Annotated in this window: 12 protein-coding genes; 5 read left to right on the top strand and 7 right to left on the bottom strand. The window is 34.1% G+C overall.

What is annotated here, in order from left to right; translation table 11 throughout:
* Positions 1-87: 87 nt before the first annotated feature.
* The 3 genes from recO to gdhA form a co-directional block, all read right to left on the bottom strand.
* Positions 88-801, bottom strand: coding sequence for a DNA repair protein RecO (gene recO, locus EYY60_RS07290; protein WP_132988726.1), 714 nt, complete (start codon positions 799-801; stop codon positions 88-90).
* A gap of 86 nt (positions 802-887) precedes the next feature.
* Positions 888-3,170: a type IX secretion system anionic LPS delivery protein PorZ gene (gene porZ, locus EYY60_RS07285; protein WP_132988725.1), complete on the bottom strand. Its 2,283-nt coding sequence runs from the start codon at positions 3,168-3,170 to the stop codon at positions 888-890.
* Between the two features lie 131 nt (positions 3,171-3,301).
* Positions 3,302-4,645 carry an NADP-specific glutamate dehydrogenase gene (gene gdhA, locus EYY60_RS07280; RefSeq protein WP_132988724.1) on the bottom strand — a complete coding sequence of 448 codons (1,344 nt, stop codon included), beginning with the start codon at positions 4,643-4,645 and terminating at the stop codon, positions 3,302-3,304.
* Positions 4,646-4,970: 325 nt separating this feature from the next.
* Between gdhA and EYY60_RS07275 the strand changes: the two genes are divergently transcribed.
* On the top strand, positions 4,971-5,762 hold the full coding sequence (locus EYY60_RS07275; RefSeq protein WP_132988723.1) for a THC0290_0291 family protein: 792 nt from the start codon (positions 4,971-4,973) through the stop codon (positions 5,760-5,762).
* 82 nt (positions 5,763-5,844) lie between these two features.
* On the opposite strand, the gene EYY60_RS07270 is transcribed toward EYY60_RS07275, so the two are convergent.
* A complete protein-coding gene (locus EYY60_RS07270) occupies positions 5,845-6,987 on the bottom strand; it encodes a cystathionine gamma-synthase (RefSeq protein ID WP_132988722.1) in 1,143 nt (380 codons plus the stop codon).
* 201 nt (positions 6,988-7,188) lie between these two features.
* On the opposite strand from EYY60_RS07270, the gene EYY60_RS07265 reads away from it, so the two are divergent.
* A complete protein-coding gene (locus EYY60_RS07265; protein ID WP_132988721.1) occupies positions 7,189-7,932 on the top strand; it encodes a DUF3298 and DUF4163 domain-containing protein in 744 nt (247 codons plus the stop codon).
* A gap of 99 nt (positions 7,933-8,031) precedes the next feature.
* On the opposite strand, the gene EYY60_RS07260 is transcribed toward EYY60_RS07265, so the two are convergent.
* Together EYY60_RS07260 and EYY60_RS07255 are read right to left on the bottom strand one after the other, a co-directional pair.
* Positions 8,032-9,177 carry an ATP-binding protein gene (locus EYY60_RS07260; protein WP_132988720.1) on the bottom strand — a complete coding sequence of 382 codons (1,146 nt, stop codon included), beginning with the start codon at positions 9,175-9,177 and terminating at the stop codon, positions 8,032-8,034.
* A 105-nt stretch (positions 9,178-9,282) separates the two neighbouring features.
* Complete coding sequence (locus tag EYY60_RS07255) at positions 9,283-10,038, bottom strand: SDR family NAD(P)-dependent oxidoreductase (RefSeq protein ID WP_132988719.1); 756 nt, start codon at positions 10,036-10,038, stop codon at positions 9,283-9,285.
* Positions 10,039-10,223: 185 nt separating this feature from the next.
* Between EYY60_RS07255 and EYY60_RS07250 the strand changes: the two genes are divergently transcribed.
* Positions 10,224-11,033: a DUF4382 domain-containing protein gene (locus EYY60_RS07250; protein ID WP_132988718.1), complete on the top strand. Its 810-nt coding sequence runs from the start codon at positions 10,224-10,226 to the stop codon at positions 11,031-11,033.
* 76 nt (positions 11,034-11,109) lie between these two features.
* Here EYY60_RS07250 and EYY60_RS07245 read toward each other — a convergent pair whose 3' ends face one another.
* Positions 11,110-11,985, bottom strand: coding sequence for an aldo/keto reductase (locus EYY60_RS07245; RefSeq protein ID WP_132988717.1), 876 nt, complete (start codon positions 11,983-11,985; stop codon positions 11,110-11,112).
* Positions 11,986-12,209: 224 nt separating this feature from the next.
* Here EYY60_RS07245 and EYY60_RS07240 point away from each other — a divergent pair, with 224 nt between their 5' ends.
* Complete coding sequence (locus EYY60_RS07240; protein ID WP_026728274.1) at positions 12,210-13,214, top strand: AAA family ATPase; 1,005 nt, start codon at positions 12,210-12,212, stop codon at positions 13,212-13,214.
* 79 nt (positions 13,215-13,293) lie between these two features.
* Positions 13,294-14,157, top strand: coding sequence for a DUF58 domain-containing protein (locus EYY60_RS07235; RefSeq protein WP_132988716.1), 864 nt, complete (start codon positions 13,294-13,296; stop codon positions 14,155-14,157).
* The last annotated feature ends 54 nt before the right edge of the window (positions 14,158-14,211 follow it).

Below are 14,211 nucleotides of genomic sequence, written 5' to 3'. Positions count from 1 at the left end.
GTAAAATAGAGAAAATATAACGGAAAAAAGACCGATTTCAGGAAATTTCGAGTAGATTCCGCAACAAATATTGTCGTTTTAATTGATTTAAGAGAAAACTTCTTTTAAAATCTCTAAAGATTTAGGTTTTTTGAATCCTTCTAGGTGAAGACTGTAATAATCAATTATAATTTTTAGAAGAATTTGTCTTTCTAAAACATGAAAGACTTTTTGATCATTATCGAATTTCAAATCGAGTAGTTTTCTAAGCAAACTTGTTTCGTGTTCTGAAAGCGTATTCACTCCAGAAAAATGTGTAAAAACACCATCAATCATTTCAAAATGAGGCAAATTTATTTCTGAAACATCGGGATAAAAACCTAAATATTTTGTGATTTCTAAAAGTAGAATTAAATGAAAATTGGAAATTTCTTCATGATGATCCAGCCAAGTCAGAGCGGTTTCTAAAAAGAGGAAAAGTTGTTCGTTTTTTTCTTCTTCCTGAATGGAATAATGAAGCATTTCAGATAAAAACATCACCATTGTACTTTTCACAATATCAGTATGAATACTCTGAAAAGGAACAGCGCTTTTTATCTCCTTGAAATTCTCCAACGTTCCTTTGTTTTTATGAACGGCTTCGATTTCTAAAATCGAAAATGGCTGAAAATAAGCAATCTTTTGACTTGCTTTTCGGCTCGAAAAAGCATCGCGCACAAAATAAGACTTCAGTCCGCTTGAAAGTGTAAAACATTTTACGATCAAGCTTTTTTCCTGAAATTTTAAAGAGGAGATTACTATGGCTTTGGTTTTTACGAGCATTTTTAATTTTAGATTGTAGATTTTAGATTTTAGATCCCTATCCAAAACTAAAAACTGAGACTGTGACCGAAAACTGCGACTGAATACTAACGAATAATCATAACTTTCTTGACTTTTGTTTCACTGCCGTCTTGCGCCGAAATAAAAATCATATATACGCCTGAAGAAACTTTATATTTTCCAAAAGCAGTTGTGTCCCATTCAATTGTCCCCCCTTCTGAAGTTGTTTCGTAAACTAAATTCCCTTCAATGTCTGTGATTTTAATATTGGCTTTATCCAAAAGCCCAGCAACTTTTACGGTTCCGGAATACGTTGGACGAACTGGATTTGGATATACATACACATTATTCAAATCTTCATTGGCTTCCGTTGAAATTCCGCCAAAAGAAATCATTCCTTTGTTGGTTGCTATAAAGACTTCACCCGTTGTGCTATTGATTTTGATATCATTTATAGCGTTACTTGGCAAAGGCGAATTGCTGTTTGTAAAATGATATTTCGTTTCCTGACCATTAGGCGAAACCATAAAAACTCCAGAGTCACTTGTTCCAATCCATTTATTGTTTGCGCCGTCAACAGCGATAGAAGTTATGAATTGCTCATACAGAAGTTCTTGAGCTAAATTATCTTCCATAATAATTATCGGATTTGCTTTTAGCTGACTTTCATTCTGAAAATTGCTCACATTCGACAAAACGCGCAATCCTTTTGTTGTTCCAATCCAAAGTTGATTTTTATTATCAATTGCAAGCGCTCTGACATCGGCAACTGGAAGGTTTCCTGCATCGGCGCCAAAAGTCATTTTTTTGAACGTATTATTTGTTTCATTAAAACCAACAACACCATCGCGATTTGTCGCAATCCATTTTACATTGTTTCGATCTACGAGAATTGCACCATAACTACTGGCTTGAGCATCATCTAAAATTGACGTCATGGCATAACTTCCCCATTGTCCATTCGTTTTTAAAACTTTCAAGCCGTTTTTTATTCGGCTATTTGTCACCCACAAATTCCCGGTTTTATCAAAAGCTGTGGCATTGATACGAACATCAATGTAATTTGGACCTTCAGTAGTAATCGATTCTAAACCACTGTTTTTTTCATTATACAAATAATTCGGAACATCATCATCGATTCGCAATAATCCAGAGAAAAAAGAACTCGCATAAACTTGCTTTTCATTTTTTGGATTAACAATAATTCTGGTCATTGACTTCGCATTATAAACATCGGAATATGGAATATTAAGCCAGCCTGAAGTATTGTATTTACTGACACCATAACTATCCAAATCATACGGATTATAATAGGTGTCATAATCTCCATAAACCGTCCAAAGCACACTTGGAGTAACATCCATAGAAAAAACATTATTTCGAGCCGGACCAGAAGGTGTATCGTTAATAAAAGCGGCGCTATTTGAAAGCGATGATGAAAACAACCCTTTTTCTTTTGTTCCGATATAAATCGAACTTCCAACTGCAGTTGCAGAAGTAAAATTAATTGTATTATCTAAAACCTGCGTGTTTGCAATTTGTCGAATCAGAACCATTTGATTATTGTAAACATAAACTGTATTTGCAGTCGTAATAAACAAATTGTGATTTTTGGCTCTGATATCAACAGCCGTTTGTGGCAATTGCGAAAAACCTACAAATACGCTTGAATTGAATCGATGCACATAGCCCGAATTATTTACGGCAATCAACTCTGTATCTAACGCTTCTACACCATACCAGTTTCCTGCATTCACAACAGTCCACTGCTTAAAATCATTTAAATTTGGATTTGTGATATCTGCTCTTCTTATTCCGCTGGAAGTTGCGGCATAAATAAATCCGTTAAAAAAGGCTGTTTGCTTGACACTAATTTCGGCACCATTATCACCAATAAAATAAGTGTCTCCAAATTGTGAAGTCGTTAAATTAAATTGAACAATCCCGAAATCGCAGGAAACATAAACCAACCCATTATGTTCCATAAAATGATTGATTTTTTTAAGATTTGGCGCCAATTGTTTATTGATAATATCAACTATTTTTAGCATACTTCCATCGGCTTCATTTACTACGATCATCAAGCCATTTTCGTAACCAATAATTGTTTTTTTAAATGCCTCGCTATAATAAACCGCCGAAATAGTCTGACCTGAAAGCCCGTCAATTGTAGTGGTGGTTTTAACCGTATTTGATGAAGCATTTTTAGAAAACAAAGCATTCTCTGAAGCCACATAAACGGTTGTTGAAGATTCTGAAATATCTTTTATTTCGTTAAACGAGAAATAACCCTGCCATGACAATTTATTCTGCGAAAAGCTAAATTGAAACAGGATTAAAAACAAAATATACAGAAACTTTCCTCTCATTATTTTATGTGTTCAGATAGCAAATATAACACAAACAGAAGTATTTGCTTTTTGTTCTTTTTATAAATAAAAAAAATGCCTTCAATTGTCAATGACAAATGAAGACATTTCAAAAAAACTATAACTAAAAATTACACTACACCTTGTGCAAGCATAGCATCGGCAACTTTAACAAATCCTGCAATGTTTGCTCCTTTTACGTAGTTCACATAGCCATCTTCTTCAGCGCCATATTTTTTACATTGATTGTGAATTCCAACCATAATGTCTTTTAATCTTAAATCAACTTCTTCACTCGTCCAGTTCAAACGGATAGAATTTTGAGTCATTTCTAATCCAGAAGCAGCAACACCACCAGCATTAGCCGCTTTTCCAGGAGCAAAAAGAACTTTATTATCTAAGAAAAGTTTAATTGCATCTAATGTAGAAGGCATATTCGCGGCTTCAGTTACACACAAAACACCATTGTCAATTAATTTCTTAGCATCATCACCATTTAATTCATTTTGAGTAGCACATGGAATTGCGATATCTACTTTTACTTCCCAAGGGCTTTTTCCTTTATGGAAAATTGCGTTTGGATATTTCTCCAAATATCTTTCTGCTCTATTATCACCAGTAGCTCTCATTTCAAGCATGTGGTCGATTTTTTCTCCAGAAATTCCCTCTTCGTCATAAATATAACCGTCAGGACCAGAAAGTGTAACTACTTTTCCTCCTAGTTCATTTACTTTTAAGGCAACTCCCCAAGCTACATTTCCAAATCCAGAAATTGCAACTCTTTTTCCTTTAATTTCATGCCCAATTGTACGAAGCATTTGATCTGTAAAATACACAACTCCATATCCTGTAGCTTCAGGACGTATTAATGAACCTCCGTAAGCCAAACCTTTTCCAGTTAAAACTCCTGTAAATTCATTTCTGATTCTTTTGTATTGTCCAAACAAATAACCAATTTCTCTTGCGCCTACTCCGATATCTCCTGCAGGTACATCAAGATCTGGACCAATATGACGACATAATTCTGTCATAAATGATTGGCAGAAACGCATAATTTCACCATCAGATTTTCCTTCTGGATCAAAATCAGAACCTCCTTTTCCTCCACCCATTGGAAGCGTTGTCAAACTGTTTTTGAAAACTTGCTCAAATGCCAAGAATTTTAAAACTGATAAGTTTACTGTATGATGAAATCTGATTCCTCCTTTATATGGTCCAATTGCAGAGTTCATCTGGATTCTAAATCCTCTGTTTACAATGATTTCTCCTTTATCATCTACCCACGGAACTCTAAAAATTACCGATCTTTCAGGCTCAGCTATTCTAAGAAGTAAATTTTTCCCATCATATTTTTTTCTTTCTGCAATAAACGGAATAACTGTTTCTGCAAATTCTCTAACAGCTTGAAGAAATTCTGGCTCGTTTGGATTTTTTGACTCCACTAGAGCCATAAATTCATTTATTTTTTGTTCCATTTTTAAATAAATTATTCAAATAATAGTTTTTAGCTTAACATCAAATTAACCTACAAAAAAGTTTTAAGAAAACGTTTTCGTATCAACAAGCAAAGATAAGGCAAAACAATGATGAATTGTTATTTTTTTTCGTTTTTAGAAAAGAATTGTGTTATTTCTAAACAAAAATAAAAATACAATTTTAAGCCTCCGATTTTACATCAAATCACAACACTTAAAGTCAGAAAATTAAGTGTTTTGTTACTAATTTTTTAATAGCCGTATTTAATATTTTGTTTAGACAAGGTTTTTTATATATTTGCCTAGATTTCAAAGCCCAAATACAATGCTCAAACCCGTAATTATCACGCTATTTGCCATTTTTGGCATCAGCACTGTTGCAAATGCTCAATCTGATCTTGCACAAGAAATAGGAATATTCGCAGGACCTGTAACACTGCAGTCTGATTTTGGTCAGAGAAACAACTTTGACACTAACATCGGAAACACCGGATTTGGGATGGGAGTTATGCACTTCATCAACTTTTCAGCCGCCAATAATCATGAAAGCTTTTTTACTGAACACTTTAAAGTAAGATCAGAGCTTTCATTTAGCCATACTGAACTTAAACATTTTGGAAGATGGGTTGACAAAAAACCAGAAACGGTATTTGTTAACATGCTTAAAAACATGAAGGCAACTTCAACTACGGTAGGGATAGGATCTCAATTAGAGTTTTCTTTTATCAAAATACATGATTTCGAAAACACAGTTGGTAGCTTCAGTCCGTATTTGAGCCTTGGATTTCAAGTAGATTATTATTCTGCAAAAGTAGGCTCTAATTTAGGTGACATGACGCTTCCAAATGTAACTATAGGAAAGTATTTAACGCCCTCAGATGGAAGAGCACACGGATTTTCTACAGAAGACGGAATTGTTGTAGCTGCAACCGGAGGAGTTGGTGTTCATTATAAACTGACAACAATGAGTGATTTAATGTTTGAAACTCGTTTTAAGATGTACAGCAATGACTGGATTGACGGTTTGAATCCAAATAAAGACATTTATAAAGAAAACAAATCGAACGACTGGCAAGTGTGGTTCAACTTTGGATATATCTATTACTTAGAATTCTAAATCTAGAATAATTAAAATATAAAAAATCCCAAATTCCAATTTTAATCATCTTGGAATTTGGGATTTTTATTTTGCTTATATCTTAAGCTAATGCCTGTTCTAAATCGGCTATTAAATCTACTGCATCTTCGATACCAACACTTAGCCTTACCAAATCGTCAGTAATACCAACTTCAGCTCTTTTGTCAGCAGGAATAGAAGCATGCGTCATCAAAGCTGGATGATTTGCCAAAGACTCCACTCCGCCTAAAGATTCTGCCAAAGTAAATACTTTCAATTTCTCTAAAAAAGCAATAGAATCTTCTTTTTTCCCAGATTTGAAAGTAAACGAAACCATTCCGCCAAAAGCCTTCATTTGTTTTTTAGCAATTTCGTGAAAAGGATGATTTTTTAAACCTGGATAATAAACCGTATTAATTTTTGGGTGACTGCTTAAAAACTCCACCACTTTTTCTCCATTTTCACAATGTCTTTGAACTCGCAATGCAAGTGTTTTAATTCCTCTTAAAACTAAAAAACTATCCATTGGCCCTAAAGTCGCACCAGTTGCAAATTGCTGAAAATGCAATTGATCACCTAACGCTTCATCTTTAACAATTAAAGCTCCTGCAATAACATCAGAATGTCCTCCTAAATATTTTGTTGCAGAGTGCATCACAATATCAGCTCCTAAATCCAACGGTTTTTGCAAATATGGTGTTGCAAAAGTATTATCGACTGCAAATAAAATATTGTTTGCTTTTGTGATTTTGGCAACTTCTTCAATATCCGCCAATTTCATCAACGGATTTGTTGGTGTTTCTACCCAAATCAATTTTGTATTTTCATTGATTAATGATTTCAATTTTTCGATATCTGTCATATCAACAAAATGAAACTTAATTCCTGAATCTTTATAAATTCGCGAGAACATTCTATATGTTCCTCCATATAAATCATCCATTGCAATGATTTCGTCACCAGCTTTAAATGATCTTAAAATACAATCAGTCGCTGCCAATCCAGACGAAAAGGCCAATCCGCGAGTACCATTTTCAATACTTGCCAAAGCATTTTCTAAAGCTGTACGAGTTGGATTCGAAGCACGGCTGTACTCATAATCTGCTAAAGGTTTTCCCGGGCTTGTTTGAATAAAGGTTGAAGTTTGATACACCGGAGGCATCACAGCTCCTGTACTTGGATCATGATGTTGACCACCATGTATTACTTTTGTATTGAATTTCATATAGTTACAAATTTTAAATCCTTAAATCTTGTACAAATTTACCGTTTAATTTATTCTAATCCTGACACAACTTCTTACCTTTGTATATAATTAACACTTTTTTGAGCTGAAAACACTACTAGCTAGAACTTTGCAAAAGCAAAACCTCACAAATAAATTGTGATCCAGCGTATGATCAATTAACAAATAACTTTTACATATATGAAACATTATACTTTTTTAGTCTTTTTGTTTTTGATATTCACAAGTTGTAACAAAGAGCTTTCATTTGACAATGAAACATTTGAAAAAGAATCTGCCCTTCCTTGCAAAAGCGATTGTCCAAAAATTACAATTGAAGTTCCAATTGCAAAAAATGCAAAAATCACCGCAGACAGCATCAACAAGAAGGTTTTTTCAGTTGTCAAAGAAATTGTTTATTTTGGTGAAGATCCTGCAAAGGCAACCGATTATAAAATACTAGCGCAATCTTTTATTGATTCGTATGAAGAAATGCATAAAAAATTTCCAAACGAAACTTTTGGTTGGGAAGGAAAAATCATTGGAAATGTAGAATTTCACTCTGATGAAATTTTAAATATAAAAATTGACCATTATACTTTTACCGGAGGCGCACACGGATATCAAGGTTTTAAATCTTTATTATTCAATCCAAAAACCGGCAAAACAATCTTTACGGATCAATTGTTTAATAATGAAAAAGAATTTATGGCTTTCGCCGAAAAAAAATTCCGCGAGAAATACAAAATTCCAGCAAAAGCTAATATCAATGCGACTGGCTTAATGTTTGAAAACGACAAATTTCACTTGCCTCAGAATATTTTTTATACTGAAGAAGGCCTACTTTTATATTACAACTCCTACGAAGCCGCATCATACGCCGATGGGCCAAAAGAAATTTTATTTCAGTATGATGAAATAAACCAATATTTAAAATACCATTAAAAATTAAAAACCAAAAAATCACCTTGGGTCAGACGTGCTGCAGTGCGTCTCTACAGAAAACCTTTGTATCTCTGTTACTTTGTATCTTTGCACCTTTTTTTACTGCACATCATATTTCATCTTTCTCAAAACTCGGAGCGCTTCTTTAAAAGACAAATAAACAGCTGGAAAAGGCTTTAGTAATAATTTTGAATCGATTAGTTTTTGTTTGGCTTCATCAAAACCATTCAAATAACAAATCATAAAAGTTGAAGGAAGATTTTCAAGATCTGCTAGTTCTCGCGACGACAAAGCAAATCCTTTGTGCAATTTTTGAAGCAATGCCATATTTGAATTGTAAATATGATAAAGCATTTTTCGATTGAATTCTGGAGGTTGAAAAAGCATTTCACGGTCAATCTTATAATATCCATTATCAAAAAAATGTATAGTCTGTTTTTCTAAAGGATAAAAACTTGTTTTATCGTTTAGCCCTAGCGGAACATATTCTGTAATGGTAAAAGTATCATCATTGTATTCGATAGTAACTACATCTAGCGCAGAATAAAACAACTTAATCTGTTCATTAATCAATTCAATATCTACTCTGGAAAGAAATGTTTTATCTCGAGATTTTTTTCCAACTCCAGCCCAGCAAATCACAAACAATTCTTTAAAGACTCGATATTTCGGCGACATATCTTTGTGCCTGAAATTCATAAAATCGATAACGCCGTCTAAAGTATACTGAATACTATTTCGAGAACTATTTTCAATTCCGATTACCGTTTCCGTATTTTGATAATTTTTCTCGACTTCCTCATGTTCTTCTAAAGGAGTAGAATTGCTACCACGCCTTACAAAAACACTATTAGCAAGAATGGTATGAATTCCTTTTTTAAAGTAAGAGATTTTGCTTTTAGGTTTTATAGTGACCAAACCGATTACTTTGTCTTTTGGAAGATTTGGAAAAGGAACGTTTTCGTATTGGATTTTTGGAGGATTTTCTAAAAAAGCATTGACTAGATTCTGAATTCGGCTGTCATCAAAAAAATCATCTCCAACAATTTCGTTGTCCTGATCTTCGACACCAACAACGATATAAGAATTATTATTTGGATTAGAATTGGATAATGCGCAAATGTGTTTTAAGAACTTCCCCTTCCCTTCTCGTGAATGAAGATTCAACTGCCTCTTTTTATCATAAAAACTGCTCTCATCATTATGAGCGAGTAGATTTTTAATTAAAAGGCGCTTATTAATCATTTTCTGTGGGACTTGTTTAGAAATTTAGACTTCTTAGATTTATGATTTTCAGATTCCTAAGATAATCTAAAGATCTAACTTTCTAAGAAGTCTAACTAGCTAATTTTAAATATTCTTATTCACAATCGTCGCAGAAGCTTGCGCCGTTGGAAAAACAATCAAATCTGCGATATTCACGTGGTATTTTCTTGAAACTACAAAATGAATAATATCGGCAATATCTTCAGCCTGAAGCGCATCTAAGCCTTTATACACATTTGAAGCTCTATCGGTATCGCCTTTAAAACGAACTTCACTGAATTCGGTTTCAACCATTCCTGGATGAATTGCTCCAACTCGAATTCCGTACGGATTCAAATCCATTCGCATTCCGTTGTTGATGGCGTCAACGGCATGTTTTGAAGCACAATATACATTTCCGTTTGGATAAACTTCTTTTCCTGCAATTGAGCCGATATTGATAATATGTCCTGATTTTCTCTCGATCATCTGAGGAATTATAGCTTTTGAAACATACAAAAGCCCTTTTACATTAATATCAATCATCGCGTCCCAATCTTCGATATCTCCATTTTGAATTGGATCCAAACCGTGTGCATTTCCAGCATTATTGATCAAAATATCAATTGTTGAAAAATCTGCTGGCAACGAACTTAATGCTGCAAAAACGTCCTGTTTATCTCTAACATCAAAAGATAAAGAATGTACTTCTGTAAAAGCCGAAAGCTCTTTTTCTAATTCTTCTAAACGCTCTTTACGTCTTCCGCATAGAATAACTTTATAATTGTTTTTTGCCAATATTTGTGCGGTTGCTTTACCTATACCGCTTGTTGCTCCAGTAATTAAGGCTGTTTTTTTCATTTTAAACTATTTATTTTTTTGACACAGATTAAAATAATGCATCATTTTTTTAGGATTAAAATCGTGTTTAATCAACCTACCTCTTCTTTAAGGCTTGATTAATTCAACACAAAATTACGGCATAAAAGCACTAAATGAAGTTCGTTTTGCGTTATAAATTTACTAATTTAAAAACAAAGAGACTTATGAAAGCTGTAAACCTCAAATTTAGAATTTTTCTCTTGGCGTCATTATATATTCTATTTCTAGCAAGCTGCAGCAGTAGTGATAGTAATGATGGTTCACAAACTTCAAAAGTAAGTGTACGAATGACAGATGCACCGGGTGATTACGATCAGGTAAACGTTGAAGTTTTAGACGTTAAAATTAAAAGCAATTCTGAAACTGGCGAAGATGGATGGGTTAGTATAGGAAATATTAAACCTGGAGTATATAATTTATTGGATTTAACTGGTGGTGTAAATGTACTTTTGGCAGATAACGAAGTGTCATCTGGATATTTAGGCCAAATTCGATTAATTCTTGGAGAACACAATACTGTTGTTAAAGACGGTACAACTTATCCTTTAAAAACACCAAGTGCCCAACAATCAGGCCTAAAATTAAAAGTCAACCAAACATTGATGGCTGGTGCAACTTATGACTTTTTATTAGATTTTGATGTAGAGCACTCTGTAGTTGTAGAAGCTGGCAATTCTGGCAACTTTAATTTACATCCTGTAATTAGAGTTTCTACAAACGCAACATCTGGAATAATAAAAGGAATTGTAACACCTTTTACTTTCCAGTCTTTAGTATCAGTTCAGGTTGGAGACACAACTGTTTCAGCTTATACAGATGAGCTAGGAGTGTTTCAACTAAATGGTATTCCGGCAGGAACTTATTCTGTAACCATTACACCTGATGTAAGTTCACAATTGCCAGCTTTGGTGGTTCCTAATGTGGTCGTGGTAAATGGACAAATTACAAACATGAACACTCTTATTTTAAAATAAAAACTTTAAAATCATAAAAAAACAGCTGTCCTACTTTTAGAAACAGCTGTTTTTTTATGATTAAATTTAAAAAAAATTAAGGCACATCATCCCCCATACTTTCTGTCCAGATGGCGAACCAATCTTCTTTGTCCATATCCAATTCAACTGCTTTTAATAACGCTTGAATTCTGGCAACGTTAACAGTTCCCGCAATTGGGATAACGCCTGCAGGATGTTTTAAAATCCAAGCCAGCAAAAGTGTATCTGCGCCAAGATGATATTTCTCTAATAAAGTTGAGAATAACTTTTTCAAACGGCGTGTTTTCTTAGTATCTTCTCTAAAAACAGTTCCAAGCGGATTCCATGACAACGGACGAATTCCGTGTGTCTGCATATAATCTAAACTTCCGTCCAACATTGGCTCATAATGAGTTGCCGAAAATTGCACTTGATTATAGCTTACTTCTGTTTTCTGACGAATTAATTCAGTTTGAGAACTTGTAAAATTCGAAAGTCCGAAATCAATAATTTTCCCATCTGATTTTAGTTTTTCTACAGCTTCTGCAATTTCGTCTGCCTGCATCAACGGACTAGGTCTGTGCAATAAAAAAACATCAATATAATCTGTTTTTAAATTTTTAAGAGATTCCTCTGCAGACCAAATAATGTAGTCTTTAGAATAATCGTAATGTTTGATTTTGTTTTGAGGACGTTTTTCAGCAATCATCTGAATACCGCACTTTGTAATTAATTGTAATTTTTCGCGGGAAATTTTACTCGCCTTAAAGGCTTTTCCAAAATCAGCTTCGGTGGTATAATCGCCGTAAATGTCGGCATGATCAAAAGTTGTAATTTTGTTTTCGATACTAATTTGTATCATGTTTTCCATTTCTTTAGTCGAAAGGTTTTTGTCCCATACTCCCCAATTCATAGTGCCTGAAATAATAGGCGATAATGTTGTTTTGCTCATGGTTATATTGCGTTATTTTTGGTAATAAATATGCTTTTTAAAAACATACACATCAAAGTTCTTAAAAATATAAAAATAGATTCACAATTCGTCCTTAAAATTAGGTGATTGGTCGAAGTTTTAACCATTCTTTAACATCTTACTTCTCAAAAAATATTCAATTTGCACTCTCAAAAACCGGGCGTAAAAATCAAGAGTTTAAAAAAGCTTTTAAAAACATTTATATGGAAGAAAATACAACGACTTTAGACATTAGAGCGATCAATGAAAAAATTGAAAGAGAAAGTGCTTTTATAGACCTTCTTACAATGGAAATGAACAAAGTTATTGTGGGCCAGAAACATATGGTCGAACGTTTATTAATTGGTTTATTAGGACAAGGACATATTTTGCTTGAAGGAGTACCTGGTTTAGCCAAAACTTTAGCAATCAATACGCTTTCTCAAGCGGTTCAAGGTTCTTTCAGCCGTATTCAGTTTACACCCGACTTATTGCCAGCCGATGTTATCGGAACGATGATTTACAACATTAAAGCAAACGAATTCTCGATAAAAAAAGGACCAATCTTTGCCAATTTCGTACTTGCCGATGAGATCAACCGTGCTCCGGCAAAAGTACAATCTGCACTTTTGGAGGCGATGCAGGAAAAACAAGTAACTATTGGCGACACAACTTTCAAATTGGATCGCCCATTTTTAGTATTAGCAACACAAAATCCAGTTGAACAAGAAGGAACTTATCAATTGCCTGAAGCGCAAGTTGACCGTTTCATGCTAAAAACTGTAATTGATTATCCAAAAATTGATGAAGAGCGTTTTGTAATTCGTCAAAACTTAAAAGGAACTTACGAAAAAGTAAATCCTGTAGTTTCTGTAGATCAAATCTTGCGCGCGCAGGAAGCAGTTCGTGAAGTTTACATGGATGAAAAAATCGAAAAATACATCTTAGATATCATTTTTGCTACTCGTTACCCAGAGAAATACAAATTAGCCGATTTAAAACCGCTTATCAGTTTTGGAGCTTCTCCACGTGGAAGTATCAACTTGGCTAATGCTGCAAAATGCTACGCTTTCATCAAACGTCGTGGTTATGTAATTCCAGAAGACGTTCGTGCAGTTGTTCACGATGTATTGCGCCACAGAGTTGGAATTACTTATGAGGCCGAAGCGGAAAACATCACTTCTGTAGACATTATCAATAAAATCGTTAACGAGATTGAAGTACCTTAAAAAGTTGATGGTTGATAGTTTTTTGTTGATGGTTTATGCGCCATCAACCAACAACCATAAACCATAAACCAAACAAAAAATGGATACAAAAGAGCTTTTAAAAAAAGTACGGAAAATAGAAATCAAAACGAAGAGACTGAGCAATCATATCTTTTCGGGAGAATACCACTCTTCATTTAAAGGACGAGGAATGACGTTTAGCGAGGTGCGTCAATACCAATACGGAGATGATATTCGTAACATCGATTGGAACGTAACCGCACGATACAACGAAGCTCACGTTAAAGTATTTGAAGAAGAACGCGAACTAACCATGGTTTTGATGGTGGATATTTCGGGTTCAGAAGGTTTTGGATCAAAAAGCCAATTTAAGAAAGACATCGTAACCGAAATTGCGGCAACGATGGCTTTTTCGGCTACACAAAACAACGATAAAATTGGATTGATTTTATTTTCTGATAATGTCGAATTGTACATTCCACCAAAAAAAGGCCGTTCGCACGTTTTGAGAATCATTCGTGAATTGATCGAATTTGAACCAAAAAGCCATAAAACCGATATTTCTGAAGCTTTGAAATTTTTATCGGGAACTCAGAAAAAGAAAGCCATTGTTTTTATGATTTCAGATTTTATGTCTGAAAATTATGAGCAAACATTAAAAATTGCTTCAAAAAAGCATGATTTAACAGGCGTTCGTGTGTACGACATTCGCGAAGAAAAAATTCCGAATCTTGGAATGGTAAATATGCTTGATGCTGAAACTGGAAAAACAATTTTGGTTGATACGGGTTCTAAAGTCGTACGAATGAATTACGAAAAACATTATCACGAGAGAGTAAATTATTTCAAAGAAACTTTCAGCAAATCTGGCGCTGGCGTGGTAAATACCAGAGTCGATGAAAATTATGTTACTAAATTATTAGGCTATTTCAAGTCACGTTAAGATTGTTATCCCGAGACTTCGGGATAAGATTGTTAGAATATTAGATTTTTAATG

This window comes from Flavobacterium zhairuonense, from assembly GCF_004352915.1.
Lineage (GTDB): Bacteria > Bacteroidota > Bacteroidia > Flavobacteriales > Flavobacteriaceae > Flavobacterium > Flavobacterium zhairuonense.
Note: the sequence above shows the minus strand (reverse complement) of the source record. Positions and strands in the feature narration are given on the sequence as shown.